16 protein-coding genes are annotated in these 19,130 nt (G+C 34.5%); 2 read left to right on the top strand and 14 right to left on the bottom strand.

The features are described 5' to 3' along the window. Position 1: 1 nt before the first annotated feature. The 14 genes from AABL85_RS02525 to AABL85_RS02460 all read right to left on the bottom strand — a co-directional run bounded on the left by AABL85_RS02525 (position 2) and on the right by AABL85_RS02460 (position 16,933). Positions 2-1,543 (bottom strand): SulP family inorganic anion transporter, encoded by a 1,542-nt coding sequence (locus AABL85_RS02525; protein WP_341309060.1) that lies wholly within the window; start codon positions 1,541-1,543, stop codon positions 2-4. A gap of 354 nt (positions 1,544-1,897) precedes the next feature. Continuing rightward, positions 1,898-2,200 carry a hypothetical protein gene (locus AABL85_RS02520; RefSeq protein WP_341309059.1) on the bottom strand — a complete coding sequence of 101 codons (303 nt, stop codon included), beginning with the start codon at positions 2,198-2,200 and terminating at the stop codon, positions 1,898-1,900. 132 nt (positions 2,201-2,332) lie between these two features. Beyond that, the gene (locus tag AABL85_RS02515; protein WP_341309058.1) at positions 2,333-2,944 is read right to left on the bottom strand and encodes a rhomboid family intramembrane serine protease; all 612 of its coding nucleotides are present in this window, start codon (positions 2,942-2,944) and stop codon (positions 2,333-2,335) included. A 175-nt stretch (positions 2,945-3,119) separates the two neighbouring features. After that, on the bottom strand, positions 3,120-4,148 hold the full coding sequence (locus tag AABL85_RS02510; protein ID WP_341309057.1) for a YncE family protein: 1,029 nt from the start codon (positions 4,146-4,148) through the stop codon (positions 3,120-3,122). A 7-nt stretch (positions 4,149-4,155) separates the two neighbouring features. Further along, the gene (locus tag AABL85_RS02505; RefSeq protein ID WP_341309056.1) at positions 4,156-5,349 is read right to left on the bottom strand and encodes an alpha/beta hydrolase; all 1,194 of its coding nucleotides are present in this window, start codon (positions 5,347-5,349) and stop codon (positions 4,156-4,158) included. Between the two features lie 10 nt (positions 5,350-5,359). Next, the gene (locus tag AABL85_RS02500) at positions 5,360-6,649 is read right to left on the bottom strand and encodes a hypothetical protein (protein WP_341309055.1); all 1,290 of its coding nucleotides are present in this window, start codon (positions 6,647-6,649) and stop codon (positions 5,360-5,362) included. A gap of 1 nt (position 6,650) precedes the next feature. Continuing rightward, positions 6,651-8,987: a TonB-dependent receptor domain-containing protein gene (locus tag AABL85_RS02495; protein WP_341309054.1), complete on the bottom strand. Its 2,337-nt coding sequence runs from the start codon at positions 8,985-8,987 to the stop codon at positions 6,651-6,653. A 313-nt stretch (positions 8,988-9,300) separates the two neighbouring features. Next, complete coding sequence (locus tag AABL85_RS02490) at positions 9,301-9,810, bottom strand: hypothetical protein (protein ID WP_341309053.1); 510 nt, start codon at positions 9,808-9,810, stop codon at positions 9,301-9,303. 63 nt (positions 9,811-9,873) lie between these two features. Further along, positions 9,874-10,602, bottom strand: coding sequence for an MBL fold metallo-hydrolase (locus tag AABL85_RS02485; RefSeq protein ID WP_341309052.1), 729 nt, complete (start codon positions 10,600-10,602; stop codon positions 9,874-9,876). A gap of 85 nt (positions 10,603-10,687) precedes the next feature. Then, positions 10,688-11,980, bottom strand: coding sequence for a threonine synthase (thrC, locus tag AABL85_RS02480; RefSeq protein ID WP_341309051.1), 1,293 nt, complete (start codon positions 11,978-11,980; stop codon positions 10,688-10,690). Beyond that, complete coding sequence (locus AABL85_RS02475) at positions 11,980-12,900, bottom strand: homoserine kinase (protein ID WP_341309050.1); 921 nt, start codon at positions 12,898-12,900, stop codon at positions 11,980-11,982. Before AABL85_RS02475 ends, thrC begins: the two co-directional genes overlap by 1 nt. Position 12,901: 1 nt before the next feature. Further along, a complete protein-coding gene (thrA, locus tag AABL85_RS02470) occupies positions 12,902-15,349 on the bottom strand; it encodes a bifunctional aspartate kinase/homoserine dehydrogenase I (protein ID WP_341309049.1) in 2,448 nt (815 codons plus the stop codon). 129 nt (positions 15,350-15,478) lie between these two features. Then, on the bottom strand, positions 15,479-15,625 hold the full coding sequence (locus tag AABL85_RS02465) for a hypothetical protein (RefSeq protein WP_341309048.1): 147 nt from the start codon (positions 15,623-15,625) through the stop codon (positions 15,479-15,481). A 249-nt stretch (positions 15,626-15,874) separates the two neighbouring features. After that, positions 15,875-16,933, bottom strand: coding sequence for a CNNM domain-containing protein (locus AABL85_RS02460; protein ID WP_341309047.1), 1,059 nt, complete (start codon positions 16,931-16,933; stop codon positions 15,875-15,877). Positions 16,934-17,263: 330 nt separating this feature from the next. On the opposite strand from AABL85_RS02460, the gene AABL85_RS02455 reads away from it, so the two are divergent. After that, entirely contained in the window at positions 17,264-18,316 is a 1,053-nt protein-coding gene (locus AABL85_RS02455) for an MBL fold metallo-hydrolase (RefSeq protein ID WP_341309046.1), read from the top strand. Further along, positions 18,300-19,106: an AraC family transcriptional regulator gene (locus tag AABL85_RS02450; protein ID WP_341309045.1), complete on the top strand. Its 807-nt coding sequence runs from the start codon at positions 18,300-18,302 to the stop codon at positions 19,104-19,106. Before AABL85_RS02455 ends, AABL85_RS02450 begins: the two co-directional genes overlap by 17 nt. The last annotated feature ends 24 nt before the right edge of the window (positions 19,107-19,130 follow it).

Genomic DNA, 19,130 nt, shown 5'->3' with positions numbered 1-19,130 from the left:
ATTAAATAGTTTTTCTGTGTGATAAAATAATATTCTGTTGATTGCCTGATACTTTCACTTCTTTGTGAAAACCTGTTGTTGTAATGAGTATGTTTTTCTCTTTTGCCTTTTCGTTTATAAAGTTTTCTATAAGCTCTAAGACATCTACATGGATATACCCCATACGCTTTGCATCTATAGCCAAATGACAATTATCTGGCAATTGATAAAGCCTGTTTTTAATAGCTGTTTTGTTTAAAAAAGATACTTCCTCTGCTAAAGTCAAGGTATAGAATACTTGTTCTTGTTTTATCTGACGTTGCATAGAGAAGGCCTTTCTTACATTTCCTATTAATAAGAACAATACGCTTACTCCCATACCGATCATCACTCCGACTAATAAATCAGTTGCTACTACCATAATAAACGTAATTATAAAAGGGATAAATTGTGTATATCCTTTGTGCCAAAAATGCATAACGATAGCTGGTTTAGCTAAGTTATACCCCACTAAAATTAGCACTGCTGCTAAAGAAGCCAGTGGAATCATGTTTAATACTAATGGCAGAGTGACCACGGCTACTAATAGGAATATTCCATGAATGACAGCCGATGCTTTATACAGTCCGCCAGCATTGACATTAGCTGATGAGCGCACGACTACTGAGGTCATAGGTAAACCACCTAATAGAGAACTCAATACATTTCCGATACCTTGTACTTTTAATTCTCTATTCGTATCTGTATGACGCTTTAATGGATCTAAGCGATCTGTCGCCTCTATACACAACAGGGTCTCAATAGAAGCTACAATGGCAATGGTTCCGCCAATCATCCACACCGCAGGGTTCGTAAATCCTGCCCAATCTGGAAAGACCAGAATAGAACTGATATCTGATAGGCTATCAAATAAAGGGATAGATACTAATCTCGATGATTCTATCGCTAATGAACTCCCTGTAGATAACCAAAATTGGTTAATCAAAATACCTACTACTACTACTATTAAGGCTGCTGGTAAAAAAGAAACTTTTTTGGTCCATGCCATTTTATTCCACAAGAGTAATATTGCTAAAGATATTGCTGTGATGATAACTGTACCAAGCTGAATAGATGCGAATGATGTAATATCGCCTAAGGCGCTTACTCCGAATACTAAAGGCAATTGCTTAATCAGAATTACTAACCCAATACCCGCTAACATTCCCTCTATTACACTTGATGGAAAATAGTTAGCGATAGTCCCTGACTTTAGAAATCCTAAAACAAGTTGGATTACTCCTGCTATTACTCCTGCCGTCAATAAAAGTTGGAAAGAACCTAACTCTGTAATTGCTCCTAAAATAATAGCTGCTAATCCTGCTGCTGGACCACTCACACTAACGTTAGAGTTACTTAACAATCCTACTACTACACCTCCTATAACTCCAGATATAATCCCCGCAATAGGTGGAGCTCCAGAAGCTAACGCAATTCCTAAACAGAGTGGAAGTGCGACTAAAAAGACCACAAGGCCTGGTGCAACACTTTTCTTAAGTGCCGCAAAACTCATATTATTTGTCATTTTATTTTAATGCTTAGTTTTCACCCCACTACTTCACTTCTACAGCTCAGTACAGACAATAGTTATCCTATTGATTCATTGTATACAAAAAATCAAAGGGTACATTGAATAGTCTCAACGTGTAAACGAACTAAAATGGGATAAGATTAATAAACTGAAATGGCTCTTATTGCGGACAATTAACACATTTGCAATAGAGTATTTCTGTTCTTTTTATAGAAAACACCTAATAGATTAATAAAGAATTAAACATAGCACTGTCTGTACAATATAGAATATACTGCATCATTATTCTTACATACGAATATATAAGTAAGCTATAAAATGTTTCTATTTTATCTACAACGTAGATTATTAAACTAAGCGTTCGGGAGGGGGTAATAAGATGTCGAATTCTTGTGATTCGTACACTAATTTAGATTGTGCGAAGATAGTCTCTAACTTTTCGTTTGTCTCTAATAGATTTAGATTTTGGTTAGTAGATAATGTCCAAGGATGTCCATGATTCTCCTCTTCTGCATTGGTAATTGGTTTTTTATTCTCTTCAGAAATAGTCACAGAAGGTATCTCCAACTCAATACCAGCCAACACCGCAATAGTCGGCGTAGCGATAAAGTTTACGAAGAAAAACAATACGATTAGTGATACATATTTCATAGGAACAAAAATAGTTTTTTTCAAAAAAAAACAATACCTCAACTTGTTAATTTTACTATAAAAAAGTAGTTTTAATTCTAATATAAATCACTAAACATCCTATTTTAAAGAAAAGAATGCACTTAATATGTATTATGTGATTTTTTTCTTTCTTTTTCTTTTTTTCCTATTTAACTGATACGCAAAGAATACTCCTACCAAGGCGCCAATTAAATGTCCTTGCCAAGATACCCCCTCTGCAACAAGGTTAGGAAGTACTCCATAAACAAGACTTCCATAGAGAATAGCGATAATAATAGACACAAGAATTAGTACTACTTGTCGCAAGAATATTCCGCTAAAAAACAGAAAAGAAGCTAACATATAGATTAAACCACTTGCTCCTATATGGCAACTGTTTAGACTGGTTTGAAAATACCCAATGTCTGGAAGTATCCATAGTATAAATCCTGATAATATCCATCCAAATATAAGTACTGTATAAGCTTGCCTTTTGTAAAAAACAAACAAGATAATACTCAGAATAAATAGAGGAAGTGTATTGCTGATAATATGGTCTAAGCTCCCGTGAAATAAGGGACTTAAGAAGATGCCCTTTATCCCTTCTATTCGCCATGGAATAACACCATAACAATGCTGGAATAGGCCTATGTATTGCAGTCCAAATAAAAACCACATTAGCCCGACTAAACCTAATGATGGATAAAAGTCTTCTTTTTTAAGTTTTAGTTCCTCTTTTCGCACAGTACTCTATTTTCTATTAAAAGTACGATTATAATTATCACTATTAAATGACTTTCATAAAAATTTCTTATAACTACGAACCACTTAAATTAAATAGGGCTGACAAATAACTATAAAAAATGGCTACTCCATTACAGAGTAGCCACTTCCTAATTATAATAGATGAGCTTTGATTTTATAATTGTACTTTACTCACGGTATCACCATTCGTATCTACCGCAGCCTCTTGCCCTTCTACTTTAGGCATTCTCTTTGTTTTATTTGTAACATAAGCTACTCCTGTATTTTTGTTTACTGCTACAGTATTAGGGTGACTTCCCGTCTCTAATTCTGTAACCACCTCGTAAGTTTTACCATCAACAATAACAGTTTTACCACTTTCTCTATTTGCTAAAACAATTTTATCTTGTTTTGGCAAATAATTTACTCCTAATGATCCCCCTTTAAACTTTACTACTTTTAGCAACTCTCCACTATCAGCATTTAACACTGTTAACCCTGTAGAAGAATTGGTCACAAACAATCTTCTTCCAGACTCATCAATAGAAACATTAATTGGACTTTCTCCACCTGAAGCAAACTTCTTAACCACTTTTTTAGTCTGTGGATCAATAATAGCTACTTCATTTGTACCCATATTAGCCGCATATAGCTTCTTCGTTTTAGTATCAAAAGTAAGTCCTGCTGTGAAAATACCAGTATTGTCAATATATCCTTTTAATACATCTTTATCTCCATCAATGATCCACACTTTTCCATCTTGTTGTGTATCTGATGCATAAATAGTATTCGTTTTCTCATCAATAGCAATTTCTCTATTGTGACCGCTTTCATTCGTTCCTGGAATTACCTTAGTAGCTCCTGTTTTTAAGTCAATTACAGTGACAGCATTAGTAGTTGTATTCGTTCCATAAATCTTTTGAGTCTTTTCATTTACTGCAATACCAAACACAGGGTTTCCATTCACACTATATTCTTTTTCTACAGATAAGTCATTGCCATTTAGTTTATAGACAACTCCTTCTTTAGTTTTAAAATCAATTACAGACGCAACATATACTCCATTGTCTACACTATTATAAGCAACTTCATATAATCCTTTTCCTACTTGTTTACTTTGATCTATTGATTGTGCTGTAGCAGTTGTTCCCATTGCTGCTAATACTGTAGCACTCAAAAACGTTAATGATTTAATGTATTTCATATTGTTATTATTTAAAATTAGTACTTTCTAGTTTAGATAAGCTTTCTATCATCCAATTAAAAGCTTGTTGCCAATACCACGCACCATGCTTTCCTTTAGGATTAATATTCAACTCATAGTTCAAGTTTAATACCTTGTTATTTGTTTCTAAAAAACGAAGAATATCTTCGTCCATTCTAACCACATTCCCATCTCCTTTCTTGCGATTCTCACGTCCTCCTCCATAGATAAAATAGGTTTGTTTTCTTATCTTATCTATTTGACTAGTAGATAAGACATTTACATAAGTATCTAGGTTGTCATCATCTTGCCATATAGAAGGAGAAAACACCCCAACCTTTCCAAATGTATCCGGATAAGTCAACCCTGCATATAAAGAAATCAATCCTCCTAAAGAACCTCCTGCAATACCTGTATGATGGACATCGGATAGGGTTCTATAAGTCGAGTCTATATACGGTTTTAAAGTTTTAACTATAAAAGAGATATAGGCTTGCCCTTCTACAACAGGATTCTTCTGTGTAGGAAAAAAGGAATATTCTTTTTCTCTTAAATTCTTAGCATAATCGTGATCAATTCCAACAATGATATATTGATCTCCATACTTGGCTATAGTCTCATCTACTTCCCATTCCACAGGACCTAATCTACCTTCTGAGGTAGCCTCATCAAACAAATCTTGTCCATCGTGCATATACCATACGGGATAAGACTCTTGACTATAATCATAGTCTTTAGGTAAGTAAATTCTAATATCTCTTACTCTATTTAACTCAGGTATATAGAAATTCTTCAGTATCACTAGATGATCTGGAGCTGTAGATGCTTCGAACTGATCTCTCCATGCAGAAATAGTATTCTTTAATACCATATCTTCTTTAACTTCTACATCGTGTAAATTAATTAATCTACCTTTCTTAGATGACTCTAAAGTCTGCCAAGTACCACGTGTAAATTTATATTCTAGAACTCCTGATGGAATATCTTCAACCTCTACTAGATATTGATTAGATGTCCCTGGTATATTACGCATTAGATAACGTTCATCTTTAGGGTTCCATTGATTAAAATTACCTGTCAAATAAATAAATTCTTCTGTGTGAGCAAAGTCTTCTACCGTGACTTCTACTCTAACTTTAAAACTGTTCTGTGCTTGCAAATTCATAACTACCATTAAAACAATAAACACATACTTTTTCATTCATTATTCTTTATAACTTGTTTACTTTAAACAATCCTTGAGGTTTACCTCCTTTTTGAATCTCAATAGAAGGTGTTGCTTTTAGCATATCCTCTGATAATTCATAGTATCCCAATTTCGTGTCATTTACCACACGAATAAATTTCTTATTATCTATTTTAGACACACCTAATGAAGCGGCTGGCGTTTCTACTAATGACACTCCCTCTATCTGAATAGGTGTTACTGCCTTACTCTTAATATCAATAACTACATACTTCCAGATAGGAGTTAAATTAATTGTTTGAGGATTTGCTAATGGTACATCGTTTACCAATGTTACTATTTTTCCTTTTTCTACATAGATTGTTGAGAACTTGCCTGGTGCTACACTGTTGAACATCGTATTGAAATCTAATTCCCATGATTGGTCTACTTCATTTGATCCATTCTTAATACGTGCTATTTTAGATTGATCTCCTAAACCACCTGTTTTAATACCTTGACACACGAAATACAAATCTTTGTTTTCATCAAAATAATACAATGGGTTCTCATCAACGAAAGCAATATTACCTGTATTCTTTACCTGAGTATCTCCTATCCATTTTCCATTAGTCAAATCAATAACAGCAATATGCACATCTTTAGAAACCCCATCAAACATACCGCCTTGTGCTCCTTGATTCTTTCCAAAAGTGATATCAGCATATAGTTTATTACCATTAATTGCTAAGAAATGTTGACCTATCGCTTTAAAGTTTACTCCTTGTAGACTTAACTTTTTTTCTAATGCATTAATCTGTTCTGCATAATCTCCTAACATTCCTTTTTTTGCCATTCCTACTGGGTCAAAAATCTGTATTTGTGTAGGTTGAGCCCCTTCAAAGTAATATCCTGTAGCATGGTCATTAGTCAAAGTAAAATTACCTGATCCTGCTATTTTGGGTTCTACAGAAATACTTTTAGTAGTATAAAAACCTTTATCATCAAAAATAAACTGTCCTAATACACGAGTATTATTATCATCAAACATTCTATACACTCTATTACCATATTGACGATAACCTCCCATTCCTCCAGTAGCTGTTGTATTACCTGTGGCATTGTCTATTGCTCCTTTTGGTAAAGAGGAATATGCTTTTAAAAAACCGTTTTTAATAGGTCCTTTTCCTTCTGATAAAGTCATCAGAAAATATTGACTCTGTTTCACTTCTGGGTCTATTGGTGTTACAGGACTATTGTCATCTGAAGAAGAGCATGATGCTAATGTCAATGCAAAAGCAAATGACACTGATAATAATGGTTTTATAATTCTCATGTTAATTAAGTTTATAGTTAAGTTTCAAGTAGATACTTCTACCTGCTTTTTGTATTTTAAAATAATCGTATAAATCTTGATTTAATAAATTGCGTACCTCAATTCCTATAGACATTCCTCTATCACTTAATTCGTATAAAGTACCTAGAGTAAGAGAAGTCTGATCAGGAACAATGTTTTTCACATCTCCTTTACTCTTGCCAAAAAGTCCTAAAAAACCATTTGGTTCCATTGATTTATCAATGGGTTGAATGTAAAACTCACGAACGAAATTAAGATTAGCATAAGCTGTTAATCGATCTTGCTTCTTGAAGACATCAGCAAACTTGGCTTCTGCTCCAACATTGGCAAAAAAGAATGGAATATTTGGTACTCTATTACCTTTCAGCCATTTATCAGCAGCTTGCTTAAACTCACCATAACGGATACTCTGCCAAGTAAAGTTTCCATAGAGTTTATAGTTGTTAGCCACCTTTAGACTTAAGTCTCCTTCAAAACCATATCCATTAGCCTTCTCTTTGTTAACGTAAACAGATAGAGGTGGGTTACCCGAAACTAAAACAACTATATCCTTAGTATGTCTGAAAAAACTATTAAAACTATACTGGAAGTTACCCACCTCCTTCTCTATTCCTAAATTAATATTTATACTTTGTTCTGGCTTTAAATTAAAGTTCGATGCTATAAAAATATAGTCACCAAATAACTCTGTATATCCTGGTAATCTCCTTGCATCTTCTACAGAAAAGCGAAGATTAGTTTGTTCTGTTAACCTATACTTTGCTCCTAAAGCCCAACCAAATGCATTATCTGATACATCATGAATGTCTCTAGCTGATAAGTCTACATTACTAGCGGTATTAAGCCCTCTGCTTGAATAATTATACAACTTCACAATTGCATTTGTCTCCAATTTCTTACCCCACCACTGACTAGTCAACCCAATAGCTAACACATTTTTTTTATAACGAGTAGGAAGTTCTATCACCGTTTGGTTTAAATCCTGAATTACTCTTCCATAAGGATCTTTACCCTCTCTTTTAGTATAATTGTAAGTATTATTTAACCAAACTTGTTGTGAAGGATTAATCGTATAACCTATCAATGTTCTTGAAGTAAAGAATGTCATATCTATATCAGCATCCATAGGCATATCTCCTTCTCCTCTATACCCACGTGGCGTGTATTCCCCTAACCAATTATATCTTCCTTTTAAAGTATCAATAGCTTGTGACTTCACTACATTATAAGATAGAAATTGATCTATAGATAATTTATCATTGAATACAGCTTTCTTATATCTTAATGTTGGAATTACGCTGTGTTGTTTATCTTCAATCCCTCCATAAGGTACAGCCATTGAAGTAGGGCTATTTTGAAGCTGTTTATCAATATTAAAATAGCTTATACCTAGTTCAATTTTATCTGCCCAAGAAAGATTATGAGCTCCTAAATAAGCATTTGCAAAGAGATGCTTGTAACGATTGTGAAACAATTTTACCCTAGAATGAGTTTGAGCTAATTCAGGATCCGGAGTATTAATTTTATAATCATTATCAGAGTAATTATAAAACACCTCTCCTCCTGCATATAGATTGTCATTTAGATTATAATGCCCTCTTACAGCAGAGCGGATTGTATTAAATGAACCATATTCTACAGAGGCTCTTAATTGATTACTTTGTATACTAGAAGAGACTAAATTCACAGCACCTCCTAAGGCATCACTTGCTAAGTGTACAGGGATAATTCCTTTATATACCTCTACTTTATCCAATACATCTAATGGCACATTAGAAATATTATACCCTTGTCCTAGATAATTTAAAGGAATACCATCTTTAAAAAAACGAATTGCATTGCCCTGAAAACCATTCAGATTAATATTAGCCTCTGAACCTAGTCCTCCGCCTTGTCTAATACGTACTCCAGTGGTCTTGTTCATCAAATCATTTAAAGAAGTAGGACGAAGTATTTCACTTTTAGTATCAATAGTAACCGCTCTAATAATATCTCGATTACTATTTTGTTGTTCATCTTTAGTTTGAACAATAATATCCGATAAGATAGTATGGTCTTCCTCTAAAACAAATGAATTGCGAATCAAATCTACAGTTTCGAATGTTTGATTCACACTTTGATAGTGTTCAGCAAATACTTGAATAACATAAGACGATGCAGGCTTTAGGTCAAACTGAACCTGACCATCCACATCTGTTATCAGTTGTTGATCGTTTACTATTACGACAGCATTCTTTACCAACTGATTATTGTTATTGGTAATAACGATACTCTTCTTTATTTGCCCCAAAGCTAATGAGGTACTGGCAAGAGCCATCAATAAGGTTACTTTACTAAGCCTGCTCACTTGTTATTTATAATTATTTTAAATAATGACAAATGTAGGCTTATTTATCTCACTAACAAGAATAGTTCTAAATAATTAAATAAAATAAGCTTAAATTAAATACAAAAAACACACAATAAAGAATAATTAAAAATAAAAATTATAGATTTAGAAATTATATAACTCAAGATATTATTTGATATACTAAATAAGAAATAGAATAGTTAAAGTTTTAAATACTCTCTTTGGTGTATATAAAAAAACCTTCTAATCTTATTTTAGATCAGAAGGTTTTTATTATAATTTATTCCTCTTTGTTCCACTTGACAAACCACTTAGCAATTCTACTAAAATTAGTCAAAAGTAAGAATCCCAAAACTAAATTACCAAAAGCACTAAACGCACCATACTCATCATAAAGAGGCATATTTTCATCTCTTATCGCTACTGTAAATCGTTGTATAATCCACGAGATCATATAAGGCAAATTACTCACAATGAGTATTCCTCCAATAATAAATATCCCTACCCTAACAATATCTACAGCAGTTACACTACCTATGGCAATATTATCAGTCTCATAACCTTTACTCAAACAGAAAAGACTAACTATCTTATCTCCATATAACATTAACAGCGTAAATACTACCAACAAAAAGATATGTTGACCTATATCTGATAATGAATGACCAAAGGTATTTTCATCTATCGTAACGATATAGTATACACTACTTAATAAAGACAAAAAATAGGTAAGAAATAAGTAAAACCCTAATAACTTCACTAATGCTATAAACAAATCTCTTTTACTCATAGATACTCATATTAAAGATTGAGAGTATCTAATATACAACTAATTAAGGTATCTTTTTTTAGTTTACTCACAACTATACACCGCTCGTTCCATATCGTGATAGAACAACACAGTCCAATGTTCTGCCTCTGCTTGTATCTTCCACTCCGTACGCCATTTCATTGCCAATTTCCCATCGTAATCACTTTTAAAAGCCATATTAAACTCTAAGTAATTATACTTAGGCAAATTATCCGCACCATAAAATATGGTTTGCTCTTCCTCTTTTATCCAGAATACCTGCATATACGGCGTATGACCTCCCACTACCTCATAAGAGATTTGTTCATCTATACTACCCTGATCATCATTCATCCATATAATATTAGGTAAAGCTAAAGCCTCTTCAAGGATGTCATAGTCAAAAGATATATCATCCATAGAAAGCTCAGCAAAAGCAACCTCTCTGCGTTGAATATAAATATCCGCATTGGGAAAACGTCCTGTATATCCGCTATCTGTCTCTGTTACTAAGCCATTAATATGGTCTTTGTGCAAGTGAGACATCAATACCCTATCAATATCTAAAGGAGTTAATCCTTCTTTTGCTAACAGCTTATCGATGACATACTCACCATTCTCCTGATAACCTAAACCTACGTCAAGTAACGTATTATGGTTATCTGTTCTAATCAAGAACGGCTGAACAGCCAATTGTATTTCTGTGGTTAATACCTTATCTCCTATTGGCAAAAAGTTCTTTACCTCATCTTCATAAAAATCTCCTTCTTTTAGGGGTACTATTTTAATCATTTTTTATTGTGCGTTTAGAAGTACAAAGATAAATAGAAATAAAGAAAAAGGATTGTTCTATTCACAATCAGAACAATCCTTTCTACTATTTTAAAAGTACTCTCTTTAATTCTTCATAATCATTTATCACTGTACTTCTCTTCTCTCCTTGCATAATATCTTTTAATCCTTCCGGAATAGGAATCTCAATTTGTAGCAATTTCTCAATACATTCCGGAAACTTAACAGGATGTGCTGTTCCTAAGAATACTCCTGTAAAATCACTATTTGTCTCTTCTGTATACTTCTTAATTCCCAAGTATCCTACAGCTCCATGTGGATCTAATAAATACCCATTCTTAAGGTATTGTTCTTCTATTATGCCTAATGTAGCTTCATCAGTAAATGAATAAGATGATAAGTCTTTACCTAATTCTTCTGCATTCTTAGCGAACAATTCTAATATACGTACAAAATTACTTGGATCACTTACATCCATCGCATTAGAGATTGTCTCTATTGTTTGCTTTGGCGCATAAGCTTTAGAAGAAAAGAATCTCGGTATTGTATCATTCGCATTGGTAGCTGCGATAAAATGACTGATAGGCAGTCCCATTTTTTGAGCCAATATCCCTGCACAAATATTTCCAAAATTACCACTTGGCACAGATACCACTAATGGCTTATTTAGGTGTTGTAATTCTTTATACATCAAGAAATAGTAAAACATCTGTGGCAACCAACGAGCAACATTGATAGAGTTAGCAGAAGTCAAATGACACTCTTGAAGTTCTTTATCTAAAAATGCTCGTTTCACCATCGCTTGGCAATCGTCAAAACTACCTTCTACTTCTATTGCCTTAATATTTTTACCTAAGGTTGTCAATTGTTTCTCTTGGATGCTACTAACTTTACCTTTTGGATATAAGATAACTACTTCAATACCTTCTACATCGTAAAATCCGTACGCTACAGCTCCTCCTGTATCACCAGAAGTAGCTACTAAGATCGTTACCTTCTCTTTTTTACCTCTGACGAAACTTCTCAGACACCTTGACATAAATCCTGCACCTACATCTTTAAAAGCCAATGTAGGTCCGTGAAATAATTCTAAGGTATATACGTCTTTATCTAAGGGTTCTACAGGAAAGTCAAATGCCAAAGTCTCTCTAACAATTTCTCTTAACTCCTCTTCGGCTATCTCATTGCCCACAAAGGGAGAAATAACTTGATATGCTATTTCGTCTTTACTTAGTTGATGTATATTGTCAAAAAATGCTTTGTCTAATCTGGGAATTTCAATAGGAAAATACAATCCTTTGTCCTCTGCAATACCTTGTATCGCCGCTTCTTTAAAAGAAGTAACCAGTTGAGGATTATTTAAACTATAATATTTCATTACAATACTTTTATACCAATTGGATTAATAGGCGATACGTGAATATCAAATTCATATCCTGCATCTTTAACTATTTGACGCATCGCTTCTGCAACATGCTCTGCGTTTGCCTTTCCTTTGCTTAATGCGAATACAGATGGGCCTGCTCCTGAAATACCACCTCCTAATGCTCCATTGTCACAAGCAGCTTGTTTTAATTGTGCATAATTAGGTATCAACAATGAACGTTTAGGCTCGACAAACTCATCGTGTAGTGAATTACCGATCAGCTCGTAATCAGAAGTATAAAGTCCACAAATCAATCCTCCAAGGTTACCACATTGCGTAATTGCTTGCTTTAATGTCACTGACTGTTTTAATACTGAACGTGCATCCTTTGTTTTCAACTCTATCTGAGGATGAATAACAGTAGCATATAGTTCTTTTGGAGAATCTATATGAACTATATTAAGCGGTTCATAACTATGTATAAAGGCAAAACCACCTAATAAAGCAGGTGCTACATTATCTGCATGAGGTGCACCACTCGCTAAAGCTTCTCCTTGCATAGCATAATAAATCAATTCTTTATTAGATAATGGATAGCCGCATAATGCATTGATGCCATAAACTACACCTGCACTACTTGCAGCACTGCTTCCAATACCACTTCCTGCCTTAATATTCTTATGAATAACAATCTCAAAACCAAAGTTAGGTTGTAGCTTTTCTATTAAAGCTAAAGCGGCAACACCTGCTACATTCTTCTCTACCTCAAGTGGTAAATCAGCTCCAATAACCTCTTTTATACGTACTCCTTTTTCTGCTGTCTTAGTGATAATCATTTCATCACCTACATTATCTAAACACACTCCTAATACATCGAATCCACATGATAGATTAGCGATAGTAGCAGGACAAAATATCTTTATTTCTTTCATCTTATAACAATTTACTTCCTATTCTTATTACATCAGCGAATATCCCTGATGCTGTAACTTCTGCTCCAGCACCTGCTCCTTTTATTAAGAGTGGTTGTTCTTTATAACGGTCTGTATAGAACATCACGATATTATCTTTACCCTCTAAGTGATAGAACGGGTGATCAGACTTTATCTCTTGCAGTCCTACCACAGCCTTACCATCTTTAAGTGTAGCTACTACTTTTAGACAAGCCCCTTTTGCTTTTGCACCTTCATACATCGCTTTAAAGTGAGTCTCTTCTTTCGCTAAAGCAGCTATAAAAGTATCAGCATCTTTTGCCCCCATACAAGACGCAGGTAAGAAATTGGCTACTGAGATATCCTCTTCTTCTACCCAATAATTGCTCTCTCTCATCAAGATCATCAATTTTCTCTTCACATCTACTCCACTTAAATCAATTAATGGATGTGGTTCTGTATATCCCTCCGTTTTAGCTAAAGCTACAACATCTGCAAAAGGTTTAGAACCATTGTATTGATTAAAGATGAAGTTTAAACTACCACTCAATACAGCTTGAATTTCTTTTACTTGATCTCCAGATGCCACTAGGTTTTTAATTGTATCTATAATCGGCAATCCTGCTCCTACATTCGTTTCATACAAGAATGGAGCATTGTATTTCTTAGATAGACCTTTTAACTCCTTGTAATAATCCATTGTAGAAGAACAAGCTATCTTATTACATGTCACCACAGCGATACTGTTCTTCAGATAAGCCCCATACGTCATAGCTACATCAGGAGTTGCTGTATTGTCTACGAAAATACTATTGCGCAAATTCAGTTCTTTTATTTTTGCCAAAAAGCCTGCTTGTGTCATTAACTCTCCACAGTTAGACAAATCTTTTACCTCAGCCAAATCAAAGCCCTCTACGTTAAAGCACATCAATTTTGAATTAGCAATTCCCACTACTCTAATATTTATCTTCAGGTGATCGCGCAAATAGTTATGTTGTTGTACGATTTGTTCTAAGAATTTACCTCCTACATTACCTATTCCCATCACAAATAGATTCAGCTGAACCACTACTTCTTCAAAGAAAGCCTCGTGCAAAACATTCAATGCTTTCTTGACATCTTTCTCTAAGATTACAGCTGAAATATTACGTTCTGAGGCTCCCTGAGCAATAGCGCATATATTGATATTATTACGGCCTAATGCGCTAAACATTCTACCACTGACCCCTTGATGTCCCTTGATATAATCTCCCACAGCAGCGATAATAGACATTCCTAACTCTACGCGAACTGGTTTTACTTTCTTATTCTGAATCTCAAACTCAAAAGCTGTATTAATCACGCGTTCTGCTTTATCTGCATCAGGAGCAATTATCGCAAAACAGATTGAATGCTCTGAAGAAGCCTGTGTAATAAAGATTACGTTGATTTCTTCCAAAGACAATACTTCAAAAAGGCGTTTAGAAATACCTGCTACCCCGACCATCCCAGGTCCTTCAAGTGTCAATAAAGCTAAGTTGTCAATATTCGTAATCCCTCTTACCGGGTTAGGATCTTTACTCCCTTCTATACTCACTAAACTACCCTCTGCTTCAGGTTCGAAAGTATTTTTTACGACTAACGAAATACCCTTAGGAAGGATAGGTGCTAACGCAGATGGGTATAACACTTTTGCTCCAAAGTGCGAAAGTTCCATCGCCTCTTGAAAATTGATGTGTTTAATAATTTTAGCCTGCTTAACCACTCTTGGGTTAGCTGTATAAATACCACTTACATCAGTCCATATTTCAAGCTCTTTAAGGTTCAAAGCTGCTGCTATAATAGCGGCAGTATAATCAGAACCTCCACGCCCTAATGTAGTTACCTGTTGTTGCTCAGACTCTGCTATAAAGCCTGGAACAATAGTCACAGCACATTTATGCTTCTCAAAATATTCTACAATCAATGCGTCTGTCATCTCAAAATTCACTGTCGCCTTTCCAAACTTGTCATTTGTTTTAATAAAAGCACCACTGTAGCCTTGACGACAATCTTCCCCCTGAGCCTTCATTACCTCAGCGATAACATAAGAAGAAAGACGCTCACCATAAGACATAATTAAATCCTTTATACGAGGAGATAACTCCCTTAGCAAGAAACATCCATGTAGTAATACTTCTAATTCATTTAGTTCTCTAATGACACTACTCAGAATTCCCGCTTGCTCATTCACAGGAATTAATGCCCTAACAACTTCTAAATGACGATGACTAATATCCTTAAACTGCTCTACATATTCCTCCTTATGCGCTGCGGCATTAACAGCCGCTAACTGTAGTAAATCTGTTACTCCACTTAAGGCAGATACTACTACGATAACAGGTTCTTCTATATTGTTGATGATATCTATACATCTCTTGATATTCTCGGCATTAGCCACAGATGACCCGCCAAACTTTATTACTTTCATAAAAATTTCATTGATTTGGTTTCTCTAAAATCAGCAATCAATTGATATACTTGACTTTACAAAATAAATAATACAGTCGTTATACTATAAACGACCACAGACTATGGTTATATGTAATTAATGCCCCCTTTACAGGGTCGAAATAGATGATGATGACGAAGATGTCATCGAAATAGTAACTACAGTAGATGTAGCAGTTGTAGAAATATGCGAAGCCTCACTACTAATTTTAGTAGTGTTTAAAACAGGGTTATATGTTCTAAAATTCGCTTTCATTGATAGGGCTAAGTTACCAAATACTTTTTTAAACTCACAAATAAATTGTTAAAACAATTCAAACATTTTTAACAATTTGTTTCTCCAATAACACGTTAATCCCAATAAAACAAAGGGATACACTACTATTAAAAAAGTTACAAAAACAGCCCTAAACAAAGAAACTCCATTGCTAAAAAGCAATAGAGTTCCTCTTTTTTGTTGTAAAAACAGGTGTTTTTATACCTCCTTTTATCTGTAAGTTTCCTATTATTCTATTGTATCATCTGTCAAGTAAGCATATTTTTTTTGCCTATTTTGCCATCTTTCTTCAGCATATTGTCTTAAGTCAACAATCTTATCTTTCTCATCAATAATCTCAAAACCAAGTAGAGTCTCGATAATATCTTCCATAGTGACTAAACCATCTACTTCACCATACTCATTCACCACAATAGCAATATGCTCATGTTTCTCCTTCATCTTATTCCAAGTCGTAATCACATTCAGTTTTTCAGACACAAATAAAATATCTCTCTTTATCTCCTTTAATTGAATATCAAATCTATCTTCTGCTAAATACTCAAAAGCTACTTCTCTCAATACATATCCAGTAATATTATCCTTTAAATCACTATATACAGGAATACGTGAGAAATGTAAAAACTCCTTATTCTTCAGAAACTCTCTTAAAGTCATCTCCTCATCAGCACTCACCATCATAATACGCGGTGTATGGATCTCGTCTATGCGCACAGCATTTAACTTGAATACGTTCTGGATGATCTTGTTCTCCTTCACTCCTAACACTCCTTCTTGCTCACCGATACTAGCTAATGTAGCGATCTCTTCTCTACTGGTAGATGATTCCCCCCCTTTTTTGCTCAATCGCTTAGTTAAGAAAGAAGACATCACTACTAAAGGATAACTGATAAGTACCATAAACGATATAACAGTAGTCATTACTCCATAGATATCCTTAGCATAATTAGCACCTAATGTTTTAGGGATAATCTCTGTTAATACGAGAATTAACAACGTCAATACAGCTGATACTACACCGAAATAAGCTTCTCCGAAAACAGCTGTAGCCTGAGCCCCTACTCCTGCAGCTCCTACTGTATGCGCTACTGTATTTAGAGATAAGATAGCAGATAGCGGTCTATCTACATCTACTTTTAAACCAAGCATTTTGGTTGCTTTTTTGTCACCTGATTCTTCCTTTGACTTTAGAAAGGAAGTTGATAAAGAAAGTAATGTTGCCTCTGCTATCGAACAGATAAATGATATCGTCAAGGCTAGAAACAAGTAAACTAATAATAATGTCATCTATTTTTAAATATATAGACAAAAATATATATTATTAAACAACATCAACAACAATAATGAATCAAAACAGATAAAACAACCACTGAAACGTCAATATCAAATACCGATTATGATATTGAGTTTTTTTTACAACCTTCTTTTACTAAAAAAATGAACTCTACACGAAAGTAATTCTGAGCTTCTCAAGAAAGTTCCATACACTATTACACTATATTTTTGCCTTATAAACAATGACAAATGAAGGCTACTAAAATCAGTTCCAAATTTCTTAGAATACTAAAAAGAGTATCAATTACACTGCTATGCCTTACTGCATTAATCTCTTTATTTATGTTACACCCTCAATTCGGAAAACGCCCATCAGGCACAAGATTAGAAATCATCAAAAACTCTCCACAATACAAGAATGGCGCATTTAACAATACGCATGATACACCTCAAGTCACAAAAAACATTGGTATTGCCCTATATGAGTTCTTCTTTAAAAAGAGTAAGAATATCAAACCTCAGCATCGTATCCCTACTATACCAATCGATTGGGATCAAGTAAATCAACAGGAAAATACTCTAATTTGGTTAGGGCATTCTTCTTACCTAATGCGTATCGATGGCAAAAACATCTTGGTAGACCCTGTATTGAGTGGTAGTGCATCTCCTTTACCAGGAGGTACCCAATCATTCGAAGGTACAGATATTGTCACTGCAGAACAACTACCTAACATCGACTACCTCTTTATCTCTCATGACCACTATGACCATTTAGATTACAAGACAATAAAAGCCCTGCAAAACAAGGTTGGAAAAGTTATTACGGGCTTAGGGGGTGGTGCACATTTAGAATACTGGGGATATACCCCTGCTCAAATTATAGAGGCAGACTGGTGGGATGAATTGGTTCTTGAGGAAGGATTTACGGTAACGGTAACTCCTGCTCGCCATTTCTCAGGTAGAAGTATCGGGACAGCCAACACTCTTTGGGCATCTTTTGCCTTGAGAACACCTCAGCACAATCTGTACCTTGGCGGAGATAGTGGCTATGATACCCATTTCAAAGAAATTGGCGAAAAGTTAGGCCCTTTTGACTTAGCTATTTTAGAAAATGGACAGTATGACTCTGGGTGGAAATACATTCACATGATGCCTGAGGAAGTAGTAAAGGCTACAAAAGATTTACAAGCAAATGTTTTATTTCCAGTTCATTCCTCTAAATTCGTATTAACTAATCACGCTTGGAACGAACCTTTAGATCGCGTATCTGCAGAAGCTGTTAAACAAAATCAAGCTGTAACTACTCCTTTAATAGGGGAAGTCGTAAACTTAAAAAGTATAAATAAAAACCCAACCTACTGGTGGAAAATAGATGAGCATGAAGCAGCAAGATAATTTATTCGGTATCCAAAAAACTTGCTATACCAAAAACAACAAGTCTGGAGAACAGTTTATGAAAGTCACAGGGATATGTATTCTTCTTTCTGGTGAATTAGAGGCATACGACGGTGTGACCAAATACCGCTATGTGAAAGGTGATATTGTACTCTTTAAGAAAAACACACTTATCCGTTTTGTCAAATATGCTTCTGCTACACAACCCTTTGAAGCTATTTCTATAATATTAGAGGATGATATACTCAAAGAGTTTGCTACTAAGAACAAGATCACTTCCTCTACAGTTGCAAAAGAATCCCTGTATAAACTTAGTAATACGAAGTTGTTACAAGATTATTTCTACACCTTAGAATCATGGTTTGAATACCCTATTTCAGAGGCATTGAGTACATTAAAAAAAGAAGAAATCATACATTTGATTCTTCTTAATAATACCACTTATCAGGATGCCTTATTCCAATTTGACAGTCCTGGAAAGATTAACTTAGAAGCATTTATGAATCAAAACTTCCGCTTCAATGTACCTCTTACTCAATTTGCTTTTCTAACTGGGAGAAGTCTTGCTACCTTTAAACGAGATTTTGAAAAAACATTTCATACCTCGCCGAGTAGATGGTTACAACAAAAACGATTAGAAGAAGCATACTTCCTATTGGAAACGAAGCGAATGAAAGCGAATGAAGTCTACCTCGAAGTTGGTTTCGAAACTCTGTCACACTTTTCTTTTGCCTTTAAAAAATTGTTTGGCATACCTCCTACTGCCCTAAAAACATCGTCAATTGAATAATAAAATAGCAGTGCATATAAGCTC

This window comes from Myroides odoratimimus, assembly GCF_038039805.1.
Taxonomy (GTDB): Bacteria; Bacteroidota; Bacteroidia; order Flavobacteriales; family Flavobacteriaceae; genus Flavobacterium; species Flavobacterium odoratimimum_B.
Note: the sequence above shows the minus strand (reverse complement) of the source record. Positions and strands in the feature narration are given on the sequence as shown.

Coding starts and splice junctions, on each gene's coding strand:
- AABL85_RS02525 (WP_341309060.1), bottom strand. CDS start 1,543: ATGACAAATAATATGAGTTTTGCGGCACTTAAGAAAAGTGTTGCACCA.
- AABL85_RS02520 (WP_341309059.1), bottom strand. CDS start 2,200: ATGAAATATGTATCACTAATCGTATTGTTTTTCTTCGTAAACTTTATC.
- AABL85_RS02510 (WP_341309057.1), bottom strand. CDS start 4,148: ATGAAATACATTAAATCATTAACGTTTTTGAGTGCTACAGTATTAGCA.
- AABL85_RS02505 (WP_341309056.1), bottom strand. CDS start 5,349: ATGAAAAAGTATGTGTTTATTGTTTTAATGGTAGTTATGAATTTGCAA.
- AABL85_RS02500 (WP_341309055.1), bottom strand. CDS start 6,649: ATGAGAATTATAAAACCATTATTATCAGTGTCATTTGCTTTTGCATTG.
- AABL85_RS02495 (WP_341309054.1), bottom strand. CDS start 8,987: ATGGCTCTTGCCAGTACCTCATTAGCTTTGGGGCAAATAAAGAAGAGT.
- AABL85_RS02490 (WP_341309053.1), bottom strand. CDS start 9,810: ATGAGTAAAAGAGATTTGTTTATAGCATTAGTGAAGTTATTAGGGTTT.
- AABL85_RS02485 (WP_341309052.1), bottom strand. CDS start 10,602: ATGATTAAAATAGTACCCCTAAAAGAAGGAGATTTTTATGAAGATGAG.
- thrC (WP_341309051.1), bottom strand. CDS start 11,980: ATGAAATATTATAGTTTAAATAATCCTCAACTGGTTACTTCTTTTAAA.
- AABL85_RS02475 (WP_341309050.1), bottom strand. CDS start 12,900: ATGAAAGAAATAAAGATATTTTGTCCTGCTACTATCGCTAATCTATCA.
- thrA (WP_341309049.1), bottom strand. CDS start 15,349: ATGAAAGTAATAAAGTTTGGCGGGTCATCTGTGGCTAATGCCGAGAAT.
- AABL85_RS02465 (WP_341309048.1), bottom strand. CDS start 15,625: ATGAAAGCGAATTTTAGAACATATAACCCTGTTTTAAACACTACTAAA.
- AABL85_RS02460 (WP_341309047.1), bottom strand. CDS start 16,933: ATGACATTATTATTAGTTTACTTGTTTCTAGCCTTGACGATATCATTT.
- AABL85_RS02455 (WP_341309046.1), top strand. CDS start 17,264: ATGTTACACCCTCAATTCGGAAAACGCCCATCAGGCACAAGATTAGAA.
- AABL85_RS02450 (WP_341309045.1), top strand. CDS start 18,300: ATGAAGCAGCAAGATAATTTATTCGGTATCCAAAAAACTTGCTATACC.